Genomic DNA, 25,947 nt, shown 5'->3' on the forward strand with positions numbered 1-25,947 from the left:
TTGGTTCACGGATTCTCATAAAATTTACTTAGGCGTGCCTATATAAGAAGCTTTAATTTTTCAACGCCTCAGCAATTTTCAAAGCACATTTTTCTCCATCGATGGCGGCAGAAATAATTCCACCTGCATAACCTGCTCCCTCTCCGCAAGGATACAATCCTTTTATTTGCAAATGCTCATAGGAAATACCATCTCTAGGAATACGAACTGGTGAGGAAGTTCTGGATTCTGGCGCATGCAAAATGGCTTCGTTTGTCAAATAGCCACGCATGGATTTACCGAATTCAGTAAATCCTTCTCTTAATATTTGTGATAGAAACCCCGGAAAAACCTGTCCCATTTCTACCGAAGTAGTTCCTGGAACATAGGATGTTTTTGGAATGCTAGATGAAACTTTATTTTGTGTAAAATCGACCATTCGTTGTGCTGGGACTTTTTGGGTTTGTCCAGCCAAATGCCATGCTTTTTGTTCGATACTTTTTTGAAATTCCATTCCGGCCAAAGCTCCAAATTTTGCAAAAGGCTTGAAATCTTCCAATTTCAATTCGATTACAATTCCCGAATTGGCTGTTGCCTGATCTCGTTTGGATGGCGACCAGCCATTGGTAACCACTTCACCTGGACTCGTCGCGCAGGGTGCGATTACTCCTCCCGGACACATACAAAACGAATACATTCCGCGACCATTAACCTGTTTCACTATAGAATACGGTGCAGGCGGTAAATGCTCTCCGCGATAATCACAACTGTACTGAATGCTGTCAATCAATGATTGTGGATGCTCGGCTCTTACACCCAACGCAAAAGGTTTTGCTTCAATAAGCACTTTCTTTTTATCCAACAATTCAAATATATCACGAGCTGAATGTCCTGTCGCCAAGATTAATTTATTCGCTAAAATCGTATCTCCGTTTTGGGTTACAATTCCCTGTACTTCATTATTTTTTATTAAAATATCGGTCAAACGGGTTTCAAACAAAACTTGCCCGCCACATTCGATAATTTTCTCTCTAATATCTTGTATAATTTGAGGCAATTTGTTTGTCCCAATATGCGGATGAGCATCTACCAATATATCTCCTGTAGCCCCAAAAGCAACAAGCAATTCTAATATTCGAGTAACATCTCCTCTTTTTTTGGAACGGGTATATAATTTTCCGTCAGAATAAGTCCCTGCTCCTCCTTCACCAAAACAATAATTGGAATCTTCGTCAACAATATGATCTCTATTAATAGCTTTCAAATCGCGACGACGAGCACGAACATCTTTTCCGCGTTCAATTACTATTGGTTTCAAACCCAATTCTACTAGTTGCAAAGCGGCAAAAAGCCCCGCTGGTCCTGCTCCAACAACGATAACTTCTTGGGCAGATGAAACGTTTTTATAATCGGGTAGTTCTATTTTATGTTCCTGAAAAGGTTCTCCTTTCAAATAAATCGAAACTTTCAAATTGATTTTGATTGCTTTTTGGCGTGCATCAATGGATCGTTTCAAAATAGCAACATGCTGAATCTCATTTGCAGAAACTTTTATCTGTTTAGACAAATAGTCGCGCAACAACATTTCGTTTGAAGCTATTTCTGGTGTTACTTGAAGTAAAAGTTCTCTTGGCATTGTATCTTATTTATTCTATTAGCTTTTCTTTTTATGAAAAGAACATGCAAAAATAACATTTTGAAATGAAATTAGTTCTTTAATATAAAATCCATTTTCAAAATAGACTTTGTACCTTTGTTACTTTGAAACTTTGCACCTATAAAATAATGTCTAGAAAAATAAAACTAATATGGGATTTTCGTGGTCCTGCTTCTGCAAAAACAGCCGAACACCACGAAATTCATTTGAAAGAATACATCACCATTGAAAAATTATCGATAAATAGTACCGGATTCCAAATCTTAGATGAAATGTATGCGATTGCTTATATGGTCGTAAACGAAGAAAACATGATTCAAGTACGCGATGCACTGAAACCGCATCGAGGGGAAGTTTACCAGTAATCAGATTTCAGATTTCAGATTTCAGATTTCAGATTTCAGATTTCAGACATACTGAAAACAAAAAAAAATCCCAAATGGGATTTTTTTTAGATCTGCTTTCTGCTAACTAATTAGCCACTTCGCTAATGAATTTTATTCGCATTAAACGCAATTCATCCAAATCATAATCTCCATCAAATTCTTTGAGGGCTTTTTCGATATTGTCAGATTCGGATTCCATAAAATACTCATGAATCTCTTCTTGTTGATCATCATCGAGCATTTCGTCTATCCAATATTTGATATTCAATTTGGTTCCAGAATAAACAATTTGTTCCATTTCTTTAATCAAATCGTCCATCTTCAACCCTTTTGCGGAAGCGATATCAGTCAAAGCTAACTTTCTGTCGATGTTTTGAATAATATATAACTTATTGATTGAGTTGACTCCAGTAGATTTCACAACCAAATCATCAGGACGTATAATATCGTTCTCCTCAACATAACGATTTATTAATTCAATAAATTCTTTACCGTATTTTTTGGCTTTTCCTTCTCCAACACCGTGAATATTAATCAACTCAGCTTGAGATATTGGGTATTTCAAAGCCATATCTTCCAAAGAAGGGTCTTGAAAAACCACAAACGGAGGAACCCCTAATTTTTTGGCCACTTTTTTACGCAACTCGCGCAACATCGACATCAATAATTCATCAGCAGTACCAGATGATTTTGCGGCGGTTACTATGGCTTCATCTTCAGACTCATTGTATTCATGATCTTCGGACATCATAAAAGATTCTGGATTTTTCATGAAAGCCAATCCTTCCTTAGTAATCTCTATAATACCATAGGTTTCTATATCTTTAGACAATAAACCTGCAACAAGTACTTGTCGCAATAATGCCATCCAAAATTTCTCGTCATGATTGGAACCTGATCCAAAAAAGGACTGAGAATCTGTTTTATGGGCATTGATAACGGCGTTCACACGGCCAATTAAGGTAAAGACAATCTCTTTTGATTTGTATATGTGTTTGGTTTTCTTGACAACTTCCAACAGTTTAAGCACTTCGTCTTTAGCTTCCACTTTTGTTTTTGGATTTCGAACATTGTCATCCATATCGGCACCTTCACCGGTTTCACTGTCAAATTCTTCACCAAAATAGTGCAATAAGAATTTACGTCTGGACATAGACGTTTCGGCGTAAGCAACAACTTCATGTAATAAAGCAAAGCCTATTTCTTGCTCGGCAACCGGTTTTCCAGACAGAAATTTTTCTAATTTCTCAACATCTTTATAAGAGTAATAGGCTAGACAATGTCCCTCGCCACCGTCTCGACCGGCTCTCCCTGTTTCTTGATAATAACTTTCTAATGATTTTGGTATATCGTGATGAATCACAAAACGCACATCGGGCTTATCGATTCCCATTCCGAAAGCAATCGTCGCCACAACGACTTCTACATCTTCCATCAAAAACATATCCTGATGTTTGGCGCGTGTTTTGGCATCTAAACCTGCATGATATGGGACGGCGCTGATTCCGTTTACCTGTAAAACTTCAGCGATTGACTCGACCTTTTTACGACTCAAACAGTAAATAATTCCTGACTTCCCCTTATGTTGCTTTATAAACCGAATAATATCCGATTCAATATTTTTTGTTTTTGTACGAACTTCATAAAATAAATTGGGTCTATTAAATGAAGCCTTAAATGTTGTGGCGTTGGCCATCTCCAAATTCTTCAAAATATCTTCCTGTACTTTTGGAGTAGCCGTAGCAGTAAGTCCAATAATAGGAACTTCTCCCAACTGCTTAATGATATTTTTTAGATTTCGATATTCTGGTCTAAAATCGTGTCCCCATTCTGAAATACAATGCGCTTCATCAATTGCCACAAATGAGATAGGCACAGTTTGAAGAAAGGCAACATATTCTTCTTTTGTTAAGGATTCAGGAGCTACATATAACAATTTAGTTATACCCGCTGAAATATCGGATTTTACTTGAGCAATTTCAGTTTTGGTAAGTGAGGAATTTAAAACATGGGCAATTCCATTTTCGGAAGAAAGACTTCTAATAGCATCTACTTGATTTTTCATTAATGCTATCAAAGGAGAGACAACAATCGCAGTACCATCTTGGACTAAAGCAGGCAATTGATAACATAGTGATTTGCCTCCTCCAGTTGGCATAATAACAAATGTATTTTGTTTATTAAGCAAAGTCGTTATTACTTTTTCTTGCAGGCCTTTGAATTGGCTAAAGCCAAAATATTTCTTTAATTCTTTGTGTATGTCAATTTCGTTTGAATTCATTCTTTAATATGTGGTATTTTATATAAATTTGCGGAACATAAAGATACAACTTTCTTTTACACATACAAATTTAAAATTCTCAGTTTTGATTACAAAGGAAAATATACTGGCCAATGCCAAGAAAACTATTGAATCCGAAAGCCAATCTATTGCAAGATTAATTGATTTCATTGACGAAACTTTTGCGGAAGCGGTACAGTGTATCTACAACTCCAAAGGAAGATTGGTCGTGACAGGAATTGGTAAAAGCGCTATTATTGCTCAAAAAATGGTGGCCTCATTCAATTCAACCGGGACGCCCTCTTTATTCTTGCATGCTTCCGAAGCCATTCATGGGGATTTAGGGATGATTCAAAAAGACGATGTTATCATTTGCATTTCAAAAAGCGGTAACAGCCCAGAAATTAAATCATTGGTACCACTTTTGACTCGTTTTGGTAATAAATTAATTGGAATGACCGGAAATATGACTTCCTTTTTGGCCAAAGGTTCACATTATGTTTTAAATACAACCGTTGATTCTGAATCTTGCCCATTGAATCTTGCGCCTACAAATAGCACAACAGCACAATTAGTAATGGGAGATGCTATTGTAGTATGCCTAATGGAAATGAGAGATTTTAAAGCCGAAGATTTTGCCGTCTATCATCCCGGTGGTGCTTTAGGCAAAAAATTATTGCTTCGCGTGAAAGACATGCTTGAACACACACTGAAACCAGAAGTTGGTCCTGAGACTCCAATTAAAAAAGCAATTTTTGAAATTTCAGAAAAACGTTTAGGAGTAACAGCCGTAGTAGAAAACAACAAAGTAATCGGAATAATTACCGACGGAGATATTCGAAGAATGCTAAATGACAGAGATACTTTTGCTGAATTGACCGCTAAAGACATTATGACCAAAAACCCAAAAACAGTACAATCCACAGATATGGTAGTGGATGCCTTTAACATTATGGAAGACTTCTCTATCACGCAATTAATCGTTGTCGACAATGGAGAATACAAAGGCGTATTGCATTTACATGACATTTTAAAAGAAGGAATCGTATAATGGCAAAGAAAAACCTAGGCGAAATGTCCTTTTTAGACCATCTTGAAGAGTTAAGATGGCTTTTAGTGAGAAGTACAACAGCTGTGATTATCATGGCATGTGTAACTTATTTTATCAGTGATTACTTGTTTGACACCATTATATTTGGCCCAACAAGAGCTACCTTTTTTACCTACCGCTATTTTTGTGAATTATCACATCAATTGGGTTTTGCCGATAGCATTTGTATAACCGAAATGCCTTTTATCATTCAAAACACTGAAATGGAAGGACAGGTGAATATTTTTGTCTGGATGTGTATCCTGGCGGGTTTCATTTTGAGTTTCCCCTATATTTTATGGGAAGTTTGGAAATTTATCAGCCCTGCTTTGTATGAAAAAGAAAAGAAAAATGCTAGAGTATTTATATTTACGTCTTCACTGCTTTTCTTTTTAGGAGTCCTATTTGGGTATTATGTTGTCATCCCAATGTCCGTGAATTTTGTAGCCACTTTTTCAGTAAGTGACATGGTAAAAAACCAATTTACGTTGGACTCGTATATTGGAATGGTAAAAACCAGTATTTTGGCTAGTGGATTGTTCTTTGAACTTCCTATAATTATTTATTTTTTAACCAAATTAGGCTTAGTAACTCCGGAATTTTTAAGAAAATATTGGAAATATGCCGTTGTAATAATCTTGATTGTTGCCGCAATTGTTACACCACCCGATGTGGTGAGCCAAACCATTGTTGCTATTCCAATGCTGATTATTTATGAAGTAAGTATCTTGATTTCAAAAATTGTAACACTAAATAAAAAGAAAGAAAATGTCTGATATCGTACAAGAATTCAATGAATACCGTTCTAAAATGAACGAAAAATTATTGGCAGACAATAATAAAATAGTAAAACGTATTTTTAACCTAGACACTAATGCGTATGCTGCAGGGGCTTTAGATGTAAAGACCAAAGAACTTTTAGGATTAGTGGCTTCAACGGTTTTGCGCTGTGATGATTGCGTAAAATACCACTTGGAAACCAGCTATAAAGAAGGTGTAACCAAAGAAGAAATGATGGAAGCTATGGGAATTGCAACCCTTGTAGGTGGTACAATCGTAGTGCCTCACTTGCGTAGAGCATACGAGTTTTGGGAAGCGTTAGAAGGAACTGAGGCTAAATAATTGTTAATAGGCTTATTTGTTGATTCGTTTATTCGTTAATTTGGACGAATAAACGAATCAAACGTTTAAATTAAAATAAGAAAATGAAGTTAAGAGCAGAGAATTTAATAAAAACCTACAAAGGAAGAAGTGTTGTAAAAGGCATTTCGGTAGAAGTAAACCAAGGTGAAATCGTTGGTCTTTTGGGACCTAATGGTGCTGGAAAAACGACTTCATTTTATATGATTGTAGGATTGGTAAAACCAAATTCAGGAAATATTTATCTTGACGATTTGAATATTACCGATTATCCAATGTACAAAAGAGCCCAACATGGAATTGGGTACTTGGCACAAGAAGCTTCAGTTTTTAGAAAATTAAGCATCGAAGACAATATTTTGAGTGTACTACAATTGACTAAACTTTCCAAAGAAGAGCAAGTAGCCAAAATGGAAAGCTTGATTGCCGAATTTAGTTTGGAACACATTCGTACCAATCGTGGAGATTTACTCTCAGGAGGAGAACGTCGTCGTACCGAAATTGCTCGTTGTTTGGCTACAGATCCAAAATTCATCTTACTTGACGAACCTTTTGCGGGTGTAGATCCTGTTGCCGTAGAAGACATTCAGAGAATTGTTGCTCAATTGAAAAATAAAAATATCGGAATCTTAATAACTGACCACAACGTACAAGAAACGTTGGCTATTACCGATAAAACTTATCTTATGTTTGAAGGAGGTATTCTAAAAGCGGGTATTCCAGAAGAATTGGTTGAAGACGAAATGGTGCGTCGTGTATATCTAGGTCAAAATTTCGAATTGAGAAAGAAGAAGCTAGAATTTTAGTTCCATATAATGAAAAATCAAGAAACCCCAAACGAAGAAACATTAGAGAAGTGGAACAAAGATTCTAAAAATTGGATTTGGGGAATTTTTTATTATAACAAAGAAGACAAACGCATTTTTCCTCCTAAGAAAATTGAAGGAATGGGTATCACCATAAATTTTGCAAACCCAAAATCGGTATTGGCTTTACTAGTTGCTTTGGCTTTTTTTGGAATGGTTACTTTTTTTATTTTGAATAAATAATCAAGCTGTTTAACATTCTTAATCTGAAACCTTAACACTACTCCACAGTAATATATTGCAACTGTTGTAAATCCCCATTGTAAATATTAACATCAACATTACAGTCGATACCCGGAACGGTGGCTTTCTCGGTAAATTGCCAAAAGAGCCAATCTTCTTGAATTTCTTCTCGATAAAAGTTATAGTTGGCTATCCAAAAAAGATAATCGCTAAACTCCTCTTTCAGGAAATCGTCATAATATTTCTCACCCGTATAAATTATGGGCCTTACTCCATAATGCAATTCAACAGCTTTCAGCCAACGCCTTAACCCTATTTTTAATCGCTCAATAGACTGTTCTTTTGGTAGTTTTTCAATATCCAAAACGGGGGGAAGATCTCCTTTTTTTAGTTTAACGGTTTTAATAAAAAGTTCCGCTTGCTCAAGAGAATTTTCATTTGGACGATAATAATGATAAGCGCCTCGTATCATTTTATTTTCTTTGGCGCCAAGCCAATTTCTTTTAAACTGATTATCTACTCTGTCCTTTCCAACAGTTGCCCGAATAAAAACATAACGCAAAGGATATTTTTCTTCAATGGTATCAACATAAGACCAACGGATTTTCCCTTGATATTCGGAAACATCCAAACCAATAGTTTTTCCTTCATTTTTTTCCAAAACTTTTAAATTTCGAGCTTCAGAAAAAACATTTGTGCCGCTATTATAATGTGATTTAAAGCCTAAGTAATTAATAATGCCGGAGCGGTAATGATAGGCTATTGAAAAAATAAAAAGAATCGCAATCCCAATAAAAAAGAAATCAATCCACCTTCCTGAAAAACCGGTTCTTTTCTTTCTTGGTTTACGCCTTGGCACAGTTCTGCTGTTTTTTTTCATCCAAAAAAATTACTTTTTCAGAAACTTATTATTAATCACCGAAAGTAAAACATAGAAAATAATCACCAATGGGATAGCTAAATAGTCTAGAAAAACCAGAAACAAAAGGGAACTGATCAGAAAAATTACCTGAAGTGCATTGTCCTTGAAATTAAACTTTTTTATTTTTAAGGAAAATAAAGGAATTTCTGCATTCAAAATATAAGCACTAAACAAGGATATCAAAAGTAAAACCCATTTCTCTGTCAAAATTTCAAGTACCATCAATGATTCTCCAGAATAATATTCCTTAACCAAAGGAAGACTCAATATAAAAAGAGCATTCGCTGGAGTTGGCAAACCTATAAACGAATCGGTTTGACGAGTATCAATATTGAATTTTGCCAAACGAAAACACGAGCCCAAAGTAATGATAAACCCTAAATAAGGGAAAAACTGAAGGTATCCCTCGCTCATATAAACTGAGCTACTTTGCATCATTTTAAACATCACAAATCCAGGAACAACACCGCTTGTCACCATATCCGCCAAAGAATCCAATTGTAAACCCAAAGGACCTGATACTTTAAACAAACGGGCAAAAAAACCATCAAAAAAATCTAAAAAAATTCCGAGGCAAACAAAAAAGAATGCCATTTCAAATTGGTCTTTACTTACAAATACCACAGCGATACAGCCACAAAAAAGATTTAATAAAGTAATTGTATTCGGAATGTGTTTTTTGATGTTCATGGTTTTTAAATTGAATTATAAGCTCGACAAATTTAATACAATAAGTGAAAGTGATACTTGTTTTATTAAGAGATTTTAGTTGCTTGCTAACAAAAATTATTAATTCATTGAATTGAAGTAGCTACATCATCAAAAAACTTTATTTTTGGTAAAAATTAAAAACTCATTCAGTCTCCAAATAATATCTTTTGAAAAAAATACAGCTCATTTTCTTCCTTTTTATTGTGCACACAATCTGTAGTCAAACTGTTCGAAAATATTCGAATGAGTTTATGAATATAGGTGTAGATGCAGCAGCTTTAGGAATGTCAAACGCTGTAGTTGCTTCTACTTCTGATGTTAATTCAACCTATTGGAACCCTGCAGGACTGCTTCATCTAGAAGACAATCAAATCTCCTTGATGCATTCCAATTACTTCGCTAATATTGCCAAATATGATTATGCTGCCTATGCCAGTCCTATTGATGACCGAACGGCTTGGGGAATTTCATTGATCCGCTTTGGTGTAGATGATATTTTGAACACGACCGATTTAATAGACAATGAAGGCAACATAGATTACAACCGAATTAAACTTTTTTCAACGGCCGACTATGGTTTTACTTTTTCGTATGCCGTAAAATTACCAATCGAAGGATTTCAATATGGAGTAAATGCTAAAATTATACGCAGAATTATTGGAGATTTTGCAACTTCTTGGGGATTTGGTTTTGATTTTGGATTGCAATTTGAAAAGAATGATTGGCAATTTGGGTTAATGCTTCGTGACATCACCACTACATACAATATTTGGAACATCAACGAAGAAGCTTATCAAAAAATAGCTGATGCCATTCCGGGACAGAATCAAGAAATGCCTGAAAGCACTGAAATTACCCTTCCTAAAGCGCAACTGGGAGTGGCCAAAAAAATTCTTTTTCATGAAGATTACAGTCTTTTGGCTACTGCCAATATGAATATGCAATTTACCCAGACCAACGATTTAATTTCAAGTAGCTTTGTGAGTATCGATCCAGCCATTGGTTTGGAATTCGGTTATACTAATCTGGCCTTTTTGAGAGCAGGCCTTGGTAATTTCCAGCACGTAACACAATTAGATAATGGCGAAAAAATAGGATTTCAACCCAATATTGGTTTGGGATTCAAATACAAAGGAATCGCTATTGATTATGCATTAACCTCATTGGGTAATCAAAGTACAGCTTTGTATTCCAATGTATTTTCTTTAAAAATTGATTTATCCCTTTTTAGAGGTTAACTTTGAATGTTGAAAAAATTACATCTTTATTTATATTTAAAAATTGTCAAAATGAAAGCTCCCTTATTAAAAAAAATATTTGTTTGTATTCTTTTATTGGGTTCCATTTATAACTCATACGGCCAAGATGTTCAATTATCCAAAAATGCTCATGTTAGCGTGCTCACTTGTGGAACTGGTAATGAATCCTATTCTTTATTTGGTCACACCGCCATAAGAGTTAGCGACATTGACAACAATCTGGATGTGGTGTATAACTATGGTGCTTTTGACTTTGACACACCCAACTTTGTAATGAAGTTTACCAAGGGGGATTTAAATTATTTTATAGTAAACAATCGTTATGTTGATTTTATCAATCAATACAATTATGAAAAAAGGGATGTTTATGAACAAGATTTAGATATTCCACTTGCGCTTAAACAAAAATTATTTGACAATCTATCCCAATCACTATTGTCTGAGGAACGCTTATACCAATATAAATTCATTGACAATAATTGCACTTCTAAGGTTGTGGATGTCATCAATAAGACATTAAATGGGAAAGTAATAACAAAAAAAACAGATACTGATCAAACTTACAGATCCATTTTATTTCCTTATTTCGATAATCATTTTTATGAAAAACTAGGAACGAGTATTGTTTTTGGAACAAAAGTAGATCAAATGGGGACTAAAATATTTTTACCGTTTGAGCTTCAAAAAAGTTTAAAACTTATTCAGTATCAAAATCATCCTTTATGCAAAGAGAATAAAACATTGATTGATTTTGAAGAGGAAATTCCAAGCTCGTGGTGGAATAACTGCTATAGCTATCTTTTACTTTTAGGATTTGTAATTTTGATAAACAAGAAAAGAATTGATTATATTTATCTAGTGATTATAGCTTTATTGGGTTTGCTATTTGTGTTTTTAGGATTTTATTCTTCCCATCAGGAATTGGGATACAATTACAACATCCTATTATTTAATCCTATCCTTTTTGTGGTATTGTATTTTTGGAGTACAAGAAACGCCAAATGGACTTACAAACTTGCTGTTTTCAATATTCTTTTGCTGATTGTATACTTCTTTTTCATCATCACAAAAGTTCACTTATTTATTGTTTCACCAATACTAATAACCAATTTGGTTGTTCTAACTCGATTGGCTATTAAACACAAAAAGCGAATTCCTATAATTATTTAAACTACTGCCCCCTATAAAATAAAACCGTTGAAATAGTTTTGAAAGCAATACTCAAATCAAGATAAATACTGCGGTGTTTGATATAATACAAATCATACTGTAATTTTATCAAGCTATCTTCTAGATTTTCACCATAGGAATAATTAACTTGAGCCCAACCCGTAAGACCTGGTTTAATAATATGGCGCGTTTCGTAAAATGGCATCATCTGAGCAATTTCTTTCACAAATACCGGCCGTTCTGGTCTTGGACCAATCACCGCCATATCTCCTTTAAGAATATTAATAAACTGAGGAAACTCATCTATTCTAGTTTTCCTCAAAAATTTTCCAAACTTAGTAATCCGGGAATCATTGAGTTTGGCAAAAACAGCTCCTGATTTTTCGGCGTTTTTCACCATTGTGCGGAATTTAATAATTTTAAAAACAACACCGTCTTTTCCAACTCTTTTTTGGGTATAAAATAATTTTCCATTGTTCCAAAAAACATTGCATATCAATATAAAAGGAACTAAAACCAAACCGATTCCTAAACCGATCAATGAAAAAACAACCTCAAATATTCTGATAAAATACAAGTATAATTTATTCTGATTACTGCGGCTGAAAGGAAAAAAACGATAGAAATCCCGCGAAATATATTGAACCGGAATACGTTGTGTTTTACTTTCATATACATGCGTATATTCTCTAATACTCTTGCCCGATTCTAGTAAACGAAGTAATTGTTGGTATAAATCTGCCGTAATTCCGTCCGTTTGTTGAGAAGCTATCACTATTTCCGATATCCCATTTTCGACAACAAATAAATATAAATCTTCACTTTTTATGTGTTTTACGTACTGATATTCAAATTTATTTTTTGAATGATAATCGGAATTTACATATCCAATTATTTTATAATGAGGATCGACACTCTCCAATCCCAGGACAAGTTCTTGCACCTGCTCACTATCACATATCAAAACTGCATTTTGAACAAATCTGTTGGATGCTAAAAACCGAACATAAATCATTCTCCATGTATAGAGTGACACAAAGACAGTTATATAAAAAACCAATAATTGCCAACGATTTTTGGGCAATTGTGGTGAAAAAACAGGAGTCAATAAATAAAATATTACTGTAGTGGAAGTCGTTAGAATCGTGCTTCGTAACACTTGAAAGTGATTACTGGCTACTTGAAGATTATACATTTCAAAAATAGCTCCAAACATATTAATATAAAGGGCCAAAACAATAGCCCAATAGATAACAATAGTAGAAAATTTAAAATAATTGAAGCTAAAAACAAGACCTACAAAATACAAACCAAATAATACAAAAACCACATCAAAAACCCGTAAAAGAATTTTACGCTCGGAAATTTCGAAGTGTATACTTTTTTGATTATCCATTGATTTCAAAATTGGATTACGTTGCAAGTTACTTATTATATAAAAATTAAACCCTCTTTATTTTAAAATAGTGACCCACTTAAGCTTAATAATCTGCCAATCAAACTCTTCTGACTTCCTCCTTGCATTAGCAGTAATTTCACCAAACAAATCAGTGTCTTTAATTAATCTATCGATTTCCTCAACCATTTTTTCGACATCATTATCTGGTATTAACAAACCCTCTTTTTGATTCTCAATCAAAAATGGAATACCACCAACATTGGTAGAAACTATGGCTAAACCCAAGGACATTGCTTCAATCAAGCTCACAGGCATGTTGTCAAAATGGGTCGTATTTATGAAAATATCATACTCTTTAGACTTATTTATCCAATCCTGTTTGGATAATTTTCCCATAAAAAGTATATCTAATTTTAAATCTTTGGCTTTCAGTTTGGCGTCTAATAAACTCCCATCTTTTTCAGGACCAACCATGCAAAGCGTTGCTTCAGGATATTTCTTTTTTATGGCAGCAAATACTTCAACTGCCATCATGGGATTGTATATTTTTGCGAAAGAACGCACCCACAATAGATTGGGTTTCGCTTTTTCACGTTCCAAAAAAGGATAGTTTTCAAGTTCAATAGCATTCGGAATGTATATAACATTTTCATAACCTTCTGCTCTGAAGTGTTTTATTAAAAAAAGAGAAGGTGACACATTCTGGAAAGAATATTTGAAAATCATTTGGCTAATTTTCGGGTTATTCTTCAATCTAAAAGCTAAATTCCCTCCGTGTAAAATTGGAATGTATTTTAGTCTCAAAAATCGACACAACTGAGAAGTGGCAAGTGCATACCAAAAATTAGTCGTACTATAAGTGTCTATCAGTACATAATCTGCATTTCGATATTGAAACACACTCCATACCATAGCTATGAATCTTAAGACCTTATTTTTCAAAGAAGAACTATATGATACGGTAAAACCTTCTTGCTCCAAAAGCGGACCAAGAATTTCGATGGTAGTTGGGGTAACACCATGCTTGGATAAGTTATTACCTATGTACAGTAGTTTTCTCAACAGTATAAACTTTTAACAATGAAAGTGCATAAACAAAAGCAGGAGCAGCAAGTCGCATAGCGGCATGATTGATGGTCAACAGCCAAAAAACTAAAAAGGAGAGTGCAAATATATTTTGGCGATTGTTTACAAATAAGAACAATGGAGTAAAAAATAAAAGCATTAAATCAATCAGACCAAGAGAACCGTGTTCCGCCAACATTCTGGTAATTTCATTATGGGAAGCCGCTACAATTCCAGTTTCCTTTTCCCGAATTTCTTTATTTCTTCCAACACCAACCCCTAAAATAGGATTATCCACAAACATTTGCAATTCAGAAGCAATAAGAGTTTCTCTTCCAGACAATTGGCTTTTTTTCTCTCTTCCTCTGGCATCTTGATTCGCATAGCGTTTATTAATCAATCCACCAGTTTGTATGGAACTGTATCCCCAAACCCCCATTCCAGCCAAAAAAGACAGTATAATAATCAATCCTATTTTAGGTTTCGTATTAAAATTAGCCTGAAAATACATTACTATCAAAAGTAGAAAAATCATCACAACTGCCGTCAATACACCTCCTCTTGAAAAAGTTACTATTCCTCTAAAAGCAAAAACCAAAACAAATCCAGCATTTATCGATTGTAAGATTCTGCTTTTAGAATTCAATAACAATTGGACAAAAAAAACAAAAATCCCTAAGCCTAGTATAGTTGATACTTGATTGGGCCCAAATCCACCTGATGTTTCAAAACTGGATTGCGTTCCTGTAACCACATCCCTCACACTGGGAGTGTACAAATACAAGTAAACAACTATTGCAACCAAAGGCAACGAGAATGCTGTAATCACTCCTTTTAATCGATCAAAGGTGATTTTTCTTTGGTAACAATATATGGAAGAAATTCCCAAACAAACGGGTCCAGAAATATTAAATGCAATAGCCTTTCGAATATCTGTTTCAAAATTTAAGGTAATAGCAGATAAAATAATCCCTGGAATCAGTAGAACTAAGAACAACCAATATATAAGAGCTTTATTTGAAAATCCAGAATAAATCATTCCGAGAAACATAAAAATCAAAATTGAGTATTTTCCAAACTCATTTAATAACATCCCATCTGTCATTCTCAAAAGAACCTCAACGCTTATTACATAGGCTGATATAACAAGAGCTTCATTATTTTTATTCCTGTTTTTTACAATATAATAAATACCGAAAACAAATATCACTAAAGTGTATATTTTTGAAATAAAAGGCAAAACAAATATCAAACCTCCTAGAAAAGCATGAGATAGCAATAAATAAATATACGACAATTCTTCTTTCTTCATTTTAATTTATTTGCAACCAATTTAAATATTTTTTCATCACACTTTCAGCAGTATAATTAGCTTGAACCGTGGCATAAAGTGCCTTTCCAAAATCAGAACGCAATGTCTCATTAGTAATCAAATCGACTACAGATTGATAAAAAGAATTCGGATCATCAGAATCTACGATAAAGCCATTCTGTTTATGCTGAACTATTAGAGGTATTTCACCGACATTAGTAACCACAACAGCTTTTTTATATAATCCATATTCTAAAAGTGCTACGGGCAACCCCTCCGATTTTGAAGTCAAAACAGCAATTTGTGCTTGATTGAGTATGTATTCCACATCTTGCCTTGAACCATAAAGGAATACATTACTTTCTAAATCATATTCCTTGATTCGTTTTATAATTTGTTTGGAATAGTCGTCTTCAAAGTCTTTTCCAATCAAATGAAAAGTCCAATCTGGATATTTTTTTTTTAGCTTTTGTGCTACTTCCAACAGTAAAAAATGATTTTTTTGCTCCCTTAAATTAGCCAAAGATACAATTCGCTTTCCCTCAGCTCCCTTTAGGATTGTATGCTCATCAATACCTATCTCTTTCGTTGGAAAGTTAGGCAAATAAATAACATTTTTTGCTTTTAGTTGTACTTCTGACCAATTTTTAAGTTTTTGGTTTACAGCAATAACTCCATTAAAAAAAGATGCAGTTTGCTTCAAAACAAAATAAGGTCTCGTTGCTAAAAACTCATTATTACCATAATGATCATGTCTAAGGATTTTTAAGTTAGGGCAAATGCATTTTAATAAAACCGCTAAAAAAAAGGAAGTACTATGAGCGTGAATATGAGTTACCTTATTTTTTAAAACAAAAGAACGCAATCTGAAAAGTGCTCCAAAATCAAGCTGCCTTTTTTTATTCAAAAACAAATAGGAAACTTTCAGATTGATTTGATTACGCAAAGCACCCTCTTTTCTAGTAGTAACCAGTCCTGAAAAATCAATTTCATCGACCAAAGTATTCGCATAATTAACAGCCATACGCTCTGCACCACCAGCTTCTAGTGAATCGATTATTTGAATAATTCTCATTGTTCAAGCATTTTTTTTATTGCTGATTCAAAAACTTCAAGTGTGTATTTCCGTGACCAATCCGACGCTTTCCTTCTTTTAGTGTCATAATCCACTTTATCATTTATAAGCTCTTCTACTTTACAAACATCTTGTTCCAAATTACTACGCCAGTTCGAGCAAAGCTCTCGGGTCATTTGCAGCAATACACCTCTTTCTCCAAAATCCAACATAAAAGGCACACAAGAAACAGGAGTTGCGATTGGAACACAACCCCAAAACATTCCCTCGGCCAGTGCTTTCGGCCAACCTTCACTTTGAGAAGGTAAAATCACAAAATGACTGTTTTGATAAGCTTCAGTAACAACTTTTTGGCTTTGGTTTCCTTTTAATTGTACAATCTTTTCTAAACCATTAGAAGCAATATAACTCTCTAAATTTTTCCTTTCTATACCTTCACCATAAAAATTTAAAGATACATTATATCCCTTTTTATATAATGTTTCTAACAATTGCATAGCATACATCGGATTTTTACCCGATGCCAATGCTCCGACAAAAACAAAATTTATTTTTTCTTTTAGATCCAATGCTTTAATCGGCATTTTATCTTCTTCGGAATAGGTTGCGGTAAAAAATGGTTTTATATTTTTGGTACTACCCTCCCATTCACCATAAACCAAAACTTGCATATTTCTAGTCAAAAACGTATTGCTCAAAATCCATTTTTGCAAACGGTAACTCCAAGGTTGTTTTGCCTTAGGATCCCAATTACCGGCATACTTCGCCGTTTTGGGTTTATTTGGAAATAAAACTTGAATCAAACAACCCAACAAACCAATATTTCCAGGGCAACGTAAATGTATATGGTCTGCTTTCCACATGGCTTTAAAAATTTGCCAACTTATTTTTGGAATTTTTAAAATTGCGTTAAAAATGGATTTAAAACCTAATAAATTAATACTATCAATCTGGGAAAACTTAATATTTTCGTGATTATATGGAATGTCGATTGCCGTACTTGAAGCTCGAAGAAGGGGTGCAACAATAATAAACTCACCAACATATTTTGACCAAACATTCATTTCGCGAACATAAGGTGCGTAAGCAAAATAGTTTCCCTTTTGAAAGACATGAGACACTTGAGTTATAATGGCAAATTTCATGAAATTATTTTGGAAAAAACATTACAATAATTTTCAATACTAAAAAGAGATAAAAAAGTATTCCTTGCATTTATACCCATTTGCTCCTGTCTATCAATATTTTTTTCAACTTTTTTAAATATTGAAACCATTGAATCAACATCTGAATCGAACTTAAAACATTCGCAACCATCCTTTAAGTATTTTGTAAGACCGGTTTCATTCGAAATTAACAATGGTGTGTTATTCATCATTGATTCCAAACCGACTGTTGGTAAATTATCACATTTTGAGGGAATTATTGCAAAATGGCTTTTATTTAAATACTCGTCAATTTTTTCATAAGACAATCTTCCAAAATAATGTATTGAAGCATTATTTCTTATCAATTCTTTTATTTCAGATTCTTGACTACCGCTTCCTGAAATGTTTAAAATCATTTTAGAATCTTTTGATTCATTTCTATAAATTATGAACGCTTTAATTAAATCTATAACCCCTTTTGAAGAATCTAGCCTGCCCAGATATGAAACAACAATGTCTTCATCAGATATTCTTATTTTATTTTCAAATCTGTCGTTGATAGGATTTAACACAACACTCCCTTTTTTAATTGAAAAAAAAGCTTTTAAATCTTTTTTTGCTTTTGCAGAAGGACATATAACTACATCACAAAATAATTTATAGAATATTTTTTTTCTTAAAAACAATAGATTTTGCTTTTTTGAACCATATTTTTTATCGGCCAAAAGTTGGTCAGACAATGTATGATAATAACAAAAAGTCTTAACTTTTCCTAGAGACATTAACTTCGAAACCAAAATTGAAATATTACTGCCTACAAAATGTCCTATTACTACATCTGGTTTATATTTTAAATGAATTTTAGAAAACCAAACTAAATCTTTTGTCGAAGTAGGTCTGTTTTCTGTTGGCCATGAACAAACAATAATTTCACCAGTACCCTTTTCAATTATTTGATTTATCCTAAAATAGGGTTTGTGCGAAATAAAAACAACTCTATTTCCCAAATCAGCCAGATGATGTGCTAAATGAAAACTCATACCTGCAAATGAAATTTCGGAAAAATTATGGGCTATTATAATTGTTTTCATCCTTAAAAAATTTACTTTTTTATTGCTTCCAAATAAATGGTTGATCCTTGATAACTATTCAATAATGCTTTAAAGGAATTCAAATAAAATCTTTTCTTGGTCAATTCTACATAAGGAAATTTCTTAACCATAATTCTACAATTAGCAAAATGATGAAATTCAAAAATATTTTTTATGTTCTCTGCAGTGAAATAATTGAGATGAATTGGAGGTTCATCCTGAAACAATTGGTCTTTTTCTCTATCCGGATAATTCAGGATTTTATTGTAATTGGGGGTTGAGAGTATTATTTTACCATTATAATTTAGTTTTTTATAAGCCAAATCAAGAAACAATTTCAAATCCTGAAGATGTTCAATAACCTCCCAGAGCATTATTACATCAAACTGACCTTTTATTTTTTCCATTTCTTTAAAATCACCATTAATCGTATTTAATTTTAATTGTTGTGATTTGCGAAATGCTTCTTCATCCAATTCAATTCCTGTGTACAGTATTTGTTCATTTTTTAACCGTATGTGAGCCCCAATCAAACCTATTCCACTCCCAATCTCAAGTACCGATTGACAATTTGTATTCAAAATATTTTTCTTTATCAATCTAGAACGATTCAAACCGATATTAATGACTTGCTCTTTTACAATTTGATCAAACTCAATTTTAGAATGCCTTTGATATTTACTATTCTCTTTATTATACAATTCATCATAAACGGTTACAAATTGTTCTTGAGAATATGCAGTTAAACAAAATATCAATTTGCATTTAACACATTGACCTAAATTAAACTTGCTATTTATTAATTCAATTCTATTGTGACAAATTTTACAGGCATTGAATTGATCCATCTTATTTTAAATTAAGCTGTGTTTTTGGTTTATTCAAAATCAAACTCCACCATCCAACAGTCCGACCAAGTGCTTCTGTAAAAGCGGCGGCCCTTTTTTTTGTGTTAAAGATATTACTAAATCGAATGATTGTCAATAGTATTGTAATCGAATGCCATTTTAGTCTATCAATAAATACCGGTTTTGGATTTTTTACCCGCCACACATACCAACCGTTTCTAACTACCATTTTACCATATTGGTATTGATTAGGGCGACCAGAAGGATTGTGAAAATGACATAATTGCACTTTTGTATTAATCACATTTTTTCCAAAGGATAGAGCTCTAACGCTAAAATCGGCATCTTCATAGAGTCCGTAGCCTTCAAAATAAGGTGAAAATTGAATTTGATCGACAACTATTTTTCTAAATGCCATAGACATCCCAATTAATAAATCGACCTCATAAATTTTATTATTCAACGGAAAGCCACAAGTCCTACCATGAGAATAATTAGGCATTTTTCCAGGCCCTAGATTAGATTGCAAGCCCAAATAATTCCGAACCACATTGCGAAGCCCTTCTTTATAAACAAAACCGTCAAAAGAAAAATACTTGTTTTTATTGTACCCCTTATTTGTTAGTATCTCCTCCCATTTATTTTCGTTGATTGCAACTCCACCAACTCCTGTAATAATAGCATTTTGCCTGAAAGTATTAATTAATTCCTCAAAATAATCCTTCTCCAAAACGGTGTCATCATCCACAAAACAAACCACTTCCATATTTGACCCAACACGTGCAATCCCAAAATTGCGTTGTTTGGTCAGACCTCGATGCTCCTTTGGAACTAGATAATAGTGAAGATTCTCAAAATGATTTTCATTTAAAATAAGCTGTGTTTCATTATTGATAGATCCGTCAATAACGAGAATTTCATCGGGGTATAACGTTTGTTCCCTTAATGATTGCAATAATTGGAGCAAAGGTTTAGGACGCATATAGGTGCAGATGATGAGGGAGAATTGCGGTAAGTTTTTCATAAAGAGTTTATCCATTTTTTAAGTACTGCTAACTTTTTAGAATAACCAAAATATTTCCTGCAGTTAATTCTTCAGTACTATATTTAATATAATCTTCGTGCAAGTTTACTTTTTTAAACAAATCATACTGCTTTGAACCCACTTTTGTACTTTCATATTCCAAATGCACTAACTCAAAACCACAAGTATTAAAAATTTCAAGAAATTGCGGCAATCGTAATCGATTATGATAATCAAATTTAGTGCGTATATTTTCCCATTCCAGCTTACTATATTTCAAAAATTCCTGTTGCGAAATAGTATTATCACTATGTTGCCTCAAATCACTTGGCGAAATAAAATGAATAACATAAGTTCCTTTTTTAAATTGATTTATTATTTTATTATGAAACCCAATCACATCCATTTCTTTCATATGAGACAATACATATCTAGAGAAGACAACATCCACCACGGGAATATCTTGTGTAACTATATTATAATTTGGAAAATATTCTATCCCTTTTGGCAATCCATATTTATTGTTTGCTTGATCTTTTATATTGCAATCATACTTTTTTGAAAATATAGCATTCAATTCTAAAACCGTTTTTCTTTGAAAATGTTCATTAATATCAAAGGTCATTACGTTTCTTGTCATAAACTTATATTTAAAAAAATAAGGCATAGCGGGAAACCAACCAGATCCAAACTCAAAAACAGTTCTGTCTTTTAAATCAATTTCTAATTTATCTAGAATAGCATTCAGTCTTAAATAAGTGGATTCTACACTTTTTAGTCTATCTTCCAATGTCGTTTTATCAAAAAACATTTGAATTTTATGGTAAAAATAATCATCCACTTTGTTCGGTAATAAAGTCAGTGATTTAAACAAGAATGTTTTTAATTTATGATTCATCTCTTATTTTGAATTCAGATTATTTTATTTTTTAAATAAGAATTACAGCACTTTACGATAAACAATATTCGTCTCATTTTTTACAACTATATTCCCTAGTTCATCAACATCAAGAAGTATATCCTCAAAACCTGACCAATAACCAACCAATTCTTTTAAAGTAGGATTCCAAATTTCATTATTTAGAACCTTCAATCCTAAATAATTAAAATTTTTCTCTACAATAAAATTAATTTCATTCTTACTATAAAACAATCTTCCTTTGTGATACTTCATAGGGACAGAAAAATAAGTATGAGCAACAAAAACCCCTTTCTCTTTTATAAGTGAATCAATGTTAAGTTGGCATAATGCTTTTTCAAAATTATCGATTTTTAAGGTCTGAAAAATATAAAATTCTTTCTCAAAAATAGTATGCTTAAATAGAATAGGACTATATTTTGCTAATTTATAAGGAGTGTTTTTATTGCTATTCCAAAAAGCTAGAACTGAGACAATACTGGAAATCAAACCAAAACCATCCTTAAGTAAGGCATAAAATTTACTTTTATCCTTTTGATGAAATACTTTTTTAAAATTCCCTGCGATACTTTTGTATTTCAAAATTAACTCCTGATCCCCATAAAAATGAAACATCATATTTTTAGTCATCAATTGCAATTGTTTGGAAAAACGCAATCCTTTATTTCCTTTCAAGAAACTTGACAGTGTAAATTGTTTCGTATTCAATTGATTTATTACCCCAACGGTTGCTTTACCAGAGTCAATATAATTCCACAGAATTTTAATGTTTTTAGTAATTAAATTGACTTCATAATCTTGCTCATTTATTTTTTCATTTTTAAAAAGAGAAAAATTATACGGCTGAAAACCATGATCAATCCATGTACAAAGACCAGAAAAAGGAGCATTGAAATTATAAAAATCATCAAAACTATCCGGAATAGTTTTTAAAGATTGCGAAAGAGAATGATAGGCTAACTCATGGCCGTCATTCTGCCAAAGCGACAATTCTTCGGCATCATTTTCAAAAGAAGCATTATCCGATCGTTTTGAAAAATGATTCAGAAAAAAACCTTTAGTGATTTTTACATTGTTTCTCTTAAAAAAATCTCTCTGAATCTTTAAATTTTCCGGAGTATCAAAATCACAATGATCTGTAAAACAAGCTATCGCTGTAAATGGAATTTTTGAACGGCTAAATTCGATCGCATTCTTTTCAGAGAATAAAATCGCTAGATTTTGTTTCCAATTAAAATTCTGATTTGCTGATTGAATTGTAACTTCGTTCTGATCTTTAATATAGCTTGTCAATGAAGAGGCGCACTCGGGATTAAAACGCCACAACAATACCGTTTTCAATTTTTTATTAACTTCCCAAATCCCGATATTTCTATTGGCTTGTACAAGAGTCCCATCTTTCAATTTTATAATCTTAGGACAAAATTCATTCGCAATTCTATCACTATTACAATTTACCCATTGATAATCATGGTTTCTAAATTCGATTATGGGTTGAGAAAAGCGTATTACAATATCAAAAGAATTAATTTTTGGAGACAAAAATTTTGAAATATCTATTTCAGTTTTATTCTTTTGACTCTTATCAAAAGGAACCGCACTTTTCCCTGAAGGAGTACAAATTAAAATAGATTGTATCAAAATAAAATGTTTATTAATAAGTACTTATTGTAAAAACAGTTTGTTCAGCACTAAAGATAGCTCTTATCCAAGCGATATTCATAGAAATTTTCACGATCATTTTCTTAATTCATTAGCCCAAAAAATACTTTTCTGCCACTGCTTATTAAAATAAATTAAATAACTTATTGGGTTTTTAATATTTTGATGTTTATGATACTTAAAAAATAATGTCGTTCTGTATCTGCCTATTTGTTCCTTACAATTATACTTGAGTTTCACATACATAATCGTAGGGGAAGGCTTGGGTTGTATCTCTTCTTTACTCCATGCAAATGTTGGTTTTATTCTAAATCCGCCTATTGAAGCTTTTAGATGTAAAATAGATATCTCTGGAAAAGAAATGACATCTACTCCTAAATTTCGCAATTGTAATCCAAAATCAGTATCCTCTCCGTATCCAAATTCTAAACATTTATCAAACGATACTTCCTTTAGTAAATCTGCTTTCAAAAAACTATACCCAGACCCAAAAATACTAGACTGGTGGATATGTAAATTATGTTTATGCTCATTTACTTGCAAGCAAGTTGTCGTTAAGCATAAAACTCCATATTGCTCAATACCTTTAACTACATTCTCTATCAAATCCGATCCAAATCTAATATCATCATCACTAAAGAATACCCATTCACTTTCTACTTGGCTCATCGCCAAATTTCTTGCATTACAAGCACCTGCTTGATGCGTAAAGGTATGTTTTATGACAAAAGGCCAAATTTCATTATGTATATAATCCAATTCTGAAACACTGTTCACTTTAGGATTTTGCTCCACTATAATTACATTAATTGGCAAATGAGTTTGCTGAGCTAAATCCTTCAACACATCATACAAATGATCTTTTCTCCCAATAGTTGGAATAATAACATCCATAGTTGGGTTAACTATAACTTTAAGAGATGAATTAACTTTAATCGCGTCTAAATCAGTTGTGTTCTTTTTCCTATTCTTAAAAAAATAAGCATATAAAAAGGCGCCCAAAGGGAATTGACGCTCATAAATGATTAAATTTAAAAACATCATCACTATCCATCTCTTTTTATAATGCTGTTTTATAAATCTAAAAAGGGTAAAAACAGAAGCTTTGGGAGAAGAAACTAAAAAGTGTTTTTTTAATAATCTAGGTTCGGAATAGCACAACAAACCCTGCGGTTTACAAACTTTGGCAATTGAATTTAAATAATAATCAAAACTCGAATCCCGTTTTATCGTTTCCTTAGTGGCTCTCAATATTGAAGCATGAACACATCCCACCAAACTACTCATTTGCCAGGTAGGGTACGTTACATTTTTATTTACTCTAATAAACAACGATTCCTCTACATAGCCAATTTTCGGACCTAAATAATTGCTGCTACTTGGATTATAGGAAAGCATCATTTTATTGTGATGCATTATAAAATTAAGTTCCTCTACATTGAGTACTTCTTGATAGTCTACATGACACCAAACTAGTTTTGATTCTGGAAATTGCTCAGCCAATTGCAGTAAACCAAAAGCAATAGATTTATTTTTGTCAAAAGATATTTCACTTTTATCAACGGAAATAACTTTACTAATCCTATTATTTTTATGATATACTACAATCAAAATGAATCTATTATTGATTTATAAAAATCTACATTTTGAGCTACTATTTTTTCAATGTCGAAAAAAGTTTCTACTCTTATTCTTGCTGCTTTTCCTATAGTTGAGCACAAATTATCGTCTTGTAACAACCCAACTATTTTTTCGGCAAAGACATCGTGATCTTTTGGGTGGACCAAATACCCGCTTTCCCCATCAACAAGTAATTCTTGAGACCATCCAATGTTGCTATTCACAACTGGTTTTTGCAACGCCATAGATTCAATTGTCACCATTCCTAAAGTTTCTGCAAAAGTTGGAAAAACACAAACATTTGCTTTTTTAATGAATTCCTTCACTTCATTGTAAGGAATTTTACCTAAATAAGAAATAGCACTTAAATCTTCATCACTGCATTCTTGTTGCATTAATTCCCAAGTCGATTTGGATTTGGTTTGAATATCAAAAGAATCACTTCCTATTAAAACCAACTTAGCTTCTGGATATTTACTTCTGACTTTCTTAAAAATATCTGGTAATTCCAGCAGTCCCTTTTTTCGAATAATAGTGCCTATATATAAAATCAACCCTTTCTCATAAACCAATGGGCTAGCATTCTGGAACAGATTAAGCTCCAATCCGTGGTGAATGGTTTGAATTGCTTTATTTTTAATGCCGAAAAGTCTCTTTGATAGTTCACCTGCAAAACGGGTAGGAGCAATAAAAGCTTGGGCTTTATTAATTGCTCGCTTTTCAAACCAAAAATTTTTTGCTTTTTGTTTTCTTTGTTCCAAATAGCAAAAATAGGTATCACTTCCATGAAAACGAATTACAACTGGTCCTTTTAAATTCATAAAAGCGGTAATTCCTGTCCAATCTGGAGCTTCGACTAAATCAATCCCTTCTAAAACAATGTGTTTATTGAGATAATTTTGAATATATTTTCGATGAAAATACCAACCAAACGTTTTATACTTTTGAGCTTTTATCAAATGTATTTTCACACCATCTTCTTGGAAAATAGCACTTTCTGATTGTCCATAAACAAAAACGGAAACAGTTACCTTTTTTTTAACCAAAGCCACCACCAAGTTCTTGATACTCGTCCCAATTCCTGCTGCATATTGTACACGCTCATGAGGGTATTCTGGGGTTAAAAAAGCAATGTGCATA

General features: G+C 32.9%; 24 protein-coding genes. 8 read left to right on the forward strand and 16 right to left on the reverse strand.

What is annotated here, in order from left to right; genetic code table 11:
• Nucleotides 1–52: 52 nt before the first annotated feature.
• Nucleotides 53–1,615, reverse strand: a complete 1,563-nt coding sequence (locus tag HQN62_RS17070; protein ID WP_173505252.1) for an NAD(P)/FAD-dependent oxidoreductase — start codon at nucleotides 1,613–1,615, stop codon at nucleotides 53–55.
• A 149-nt stretch (nucleotides 1,616–1,764) separates the two neighbouring features.
• Here HQN62_RS17070 and HQN62_RS17075 point away from each other — a divergent pair, with 149 nt between their 5' ends.
• Nucleotides 1,765–2,001, forward strand: coding sequence for a hypothetical protein (locus tag HQN62_RS17075; protein WP_173505253.1), 237 nt, complete (start codon nucleotides 1,765–1,767; stop codon nucleotides 1,999–2,001).
• A gap of 106 nt (nucleotides 2,002–2,107) precedes the next feature.
• Here the strand turns inward: HQN62_RS17075 and recQ are convergent, their stop codons facing one another.
• Nucleotides 2,108–4,303: a DNA helicase RecQ gene (gene recQ, locus HQN62_RS17080; protein WP_173505254.1), complete on the reverse strand. Its 2,196-nt coding sequence runs from the start codon at nucleotides 4,301–4,303 to the stop codon at nucleotides 2,108–2,110.
• 85 nt (nucleotides 4,304–4,388) lie between these two features.
• Here recQ and HQN62_RS17085 point away from each other — a divergent pair, with 85 nt between their 5' ends.
• The 5 genes from HQN62_RS17085 (at nucleotide 4,389) to HQN62_RS17105 (ending at nucleotide 7,582) form a co-directional block, all read left to right on the forward strand.
• Nucleotides 4,389–5,354 carry a KpsF/GutQ family sugar-phosphate isomerase gene (locus HQN62_RS17085; RefSeq protein ID WP_173505255.1) on the forward strand — a complete coding sequence of 322 codons (966 nt, stop codon included), beginning with the start codon at nucleotides 4,389–4,391 and terminating at the stop codon, nucleotides 5,352–5,354.
• On the forward strand, nucleotides 5,354–6,169 hold the full coding sequence (gene tatC, locus HQN62_RS17090; RefSeq protein ID WP_116797273.1) for a twin-arginine translocase subunit TatC: 816 nt from the start codon (nucleotides 5,354–5,356) through the stop codon (nucleotides 6,167–6,169). The genes HQN62_RS17085 and tatC overlap by 1 nt, the downstream gene beginning before the upstream one ends.
• Complete coding sequence (locus tag HQN62_RS17095) at nucleotides 6,162–6,515, forward strand: carboxymuconolactone decarboxylase family protein (protein WP_173505256.1); 354 nt, start codon at nucleotides 6,162–6,164, stop codon at nucleotides 6,513–6,515. Before tatC ends, HQN62_RS17095 begins: the two co-directional genes overlap by 8 nt.
• Before the next feature lie 83 nt (nucleotides 6,516–6,598).
• Complete coding sequence (gene lptB / locus HQN62_RS17100; protein WP_173505257.1) at nucleotides 6,599–7,339, forward strand: LPS export ABC transporter ATP-binding protein; 741 nt, start codon at nucleotides 6,599–6,601, stop codon at nucleotides 7,337–7,339.
• Nucleotides 7,340–7,348: 9 nt separating this feature from the next.
• On the forward strand, nucleotides 7,349–7,582 hold the full coding sequence (locus HQN62_RS17105; RefSeq protein ID WP_173505258.1) for a DUF5808 domain-containing protein: 234 nt from the start codon (nucleotides 7,349–7,351) through the stop codon (nucleotides 7,580–7,582).
• Nucleotides 7,583–7,619: 37 nt separating this feature from the next.
• On the opposite strand, the gene HQN62_RS17110 is transcribed toward HQN62_RS17105, so the two are convergent.
• A complete protein-coding gene (locus HQN62_RS17110) occupies nucleotides 7,620–8,462 on the reverse strand; it encodes a glycoside hydrolase family 25 protein (protein ID WP_116797270.1) in 843 nt (280 codons plus the stop codon).
• A gap of 9 nt (nucleotides 8,463–8,471) precedes the next feature.
• Complete coding sequence (locus HQN62_RS17115; RefSeq protein ID WP_173505259.1) at nucleotides 8,472–9,194, reverse strand: CDP-alcohol phosphatidyltransferase family protein; 723 nt, start codon at nucleotides 9,192–9,194, stop codon at nucleotides 8,472–8,474.
• A gap of 188 nt (nucleotides 9,195–9,382) precedes the next feature.
• Between HQN62_RS17115 and HQN62_RS17120 the strand changes: the two genes are divergently transcribed.
• Both HQN62_RS17120 and HQN62_RS17125 read left to right on the forward strand, forming a co-directional pair.
• Nucleotides 9,383–10,453, forward strand: a complete 1,071-nt coding sequence (locus HQN62_RS17120) for a putative type IX sorting system protein PorV2 (RefSeq protein ID WP_483299256.1) — start codon at nucleotides 9,383–9,385, stop codon at nucleotides 10,451–10,453.
• Nucleotides 10,454–10,504: 51 nt separating this feature from the next.
• The gene (locus HQN62_RS17125) at nucleotides 10,505–11,644 is read left to right on the forward strand and encodes a lipoprotein N-acyltransferase Lnb domain-containing protein (protein ID WP_173505260.1); all 1,140 of its coding nucleotides are present in this window, start codon (nucleotides 10,505–10,507) and stop codon (nucleotides 11,642–11,644) included.
• A 1-nt stretch (nucleotide 11,645) separates the two neighbouring features.
• On the opposite strand, the gene HQN62_RS17130 is transcribed toward HQN62_RS17125, so the two are convergent.
• From HQN62_RS17130 to HQN62_RS17185, 12 genes are all read right to left on the reverse strand, one after another.
• On the reverse strand, nucleotides 11,646–13,040 hold the full coding sequence (locus tag HQN62_RS17130; protein WP_116797267.1) for an exopolysaccharide biosynthesis polyprenyl glycosylphosphotransferase: 1,395 nt from the start codon (nucleotides 13,038–13,040) through the stop codon (nucleotides 11,646–11,648).
• A 57-nt stretch (nucleotides 13,041–13,097) separates the two neighbouring features.
• The gene (locus HQN62_RS17135) at nucleotides 13,098–14,105 is read right to left on the reverse strand and encodes a glycosyltransferase family 4 protein (RefSeq protein ID WP_173505261.1); all 1,008 of its coding nucleotides are present in this window, start codon (nucleotides 14,103–14,105) and stop codon (nucleotides 13,098–13,100) included.
• A complete protein-coding gene (locus tag HQN62_RS17140; RefSeq protein ID WP_173505262.1) occupies nucleotides 14,080–15,420 on the reverse strand; it encodes an O-antigen ligase family protein in 1,341 nt (446 codons plus the stop codon). The genes HQN62_RS17135 and HQN62_RS17140 overlap by 26 nt, the downstream gene beginning before the upstream one ends.
• 1 nt (nucleotide 15,421) lies before the next feature.
• Nucleotides 15,422–16,495, reverse strand: a complete 1,074-nt coding sequence (locus HQN62_RS17145; protein WP_173505263.1) for a glycosyltransferase family 4 protein — start codon at nucleotides 16,493–16,495, stop codon at nucleotides 15,422–15,424.
• Nucleotides 16,492–17,640 (reverse strand): glycosyltransferase, encoded by a 1,149-nt coding sequence (locus HQN62_RS17150; RefSeq protein WP_173505264.1) that lies wholly within the window; start codon nucleotides 17,638–17,640, stop codon nucleotides 16,492–16,494. Before HQN62_RS17150 ends, HQN62_RS17145 begins: the two co-directional genes overlap by 4 nt.
• Nucleotides 17,637–18,734, reverse strand: a complete 1,098-nt coding sequence (locus tag HQN62_RS17155) for a glycosyltransferase family 4 protein (protein WP_173505265.1) — start codon at nucleotides 18,732–18,734, stop codon at nucleotides 17,637–17,639. Before HQN62_RS17155 ends, HQN62_RS17150 begins: the two co-directional genes overlap by 4 nt.
• Nucleotides 18,735–18,745: 11 nt before the next feature.
• On the reverse strand, nucleotides 18,746–19,492 hold the full coding sequence (locus HQN62_RS17160; protein ID WP_173505266.1) for a class I SAM-dependent methyltransferase: 747 nt from the start codon (nucleotides 19,490–19,492) through the stop codon (nucleotides 18,746–18,748).
• Nucleotides 19,493–19,583: 91 nt separating this feature from the next.
• Nucleotides 19,584–20,621, reverse strand: a complete 1,038-nt coding sequence (locus tag HQN62_RS17165; RefSeq protein ID WP_254454449.1) for a glycosyltransferase family 2 protein — start codon at nucleotides 20,619–20,621, stop codon at nucleotides 19,584–19,586.
• A 13-nt stretch (nucleotides 20,622–20,634) separates the two neighbouring features.
• Nucleotides 20,635–21,504: a hypothetical protein gene (locus HQN62_RS17170; protein ID WP_173505267.1), complete on the reverse strand. Its 870-nt coding sequence runs from the start codon at nucleotides 21,502–21,504 to the stop codon at nucleotides 20,635–20,637.
• Between the two features lie 42 nt (nucleotides 21,505–21,546).
• Nucleotides 21,547–23,166 (reverse strand): hypothetical protein, encoded by a 1,620-nt coding sequence (locus tag HQN62_RS17175; RefSeq protein WP_173505268.1) that lies wholly within the window; start codon nucleotides 23,164–23,166, stop codon nucleotides 21,547–21,549.
• Nucleotides 23,167–23,262: 96 nt separating this feature from the next.
• Nucleotides 23,263–24,798, reverse strand: coding sequence for a glycosyltransferase family 2 protein (locus tag HQN62_RS17180; protein ID WP_173505269.1), 1,536 nt, complete (start codon nucleotides 24,796–24,798; stop codon nucleotides 23,263–23,265).
• Nucleotides 24,795–25,946 carry a glycosyltransferase family 4 protein gene (locus tag HQN62_RS17185; protein ID WP_173505270.1) on the reverse strand — a complete coding sequence of 384 codons (1,152 nt, stop codon included), beginning with the start codon at nucleotides 25,944–25,946 and terminating at the stop codon, nucleotides 24,795–24,797. Before HQN62_RS17185 ends, HQN62_RS17180 begins: the two co-directional genes overlap by 4 nt.
• Between the last annotated feature and the right edge of the window lies 1 nt (nucleotide 25,947).

The organism is Flavobacterium sp. M31R6, assembly GCF_013284035.1.
Lineage (GTDB): Bacteria > Bacteroidota > Bacteroidia > Flavobacteriales > Flavobacteriaceae > Flavobacterium.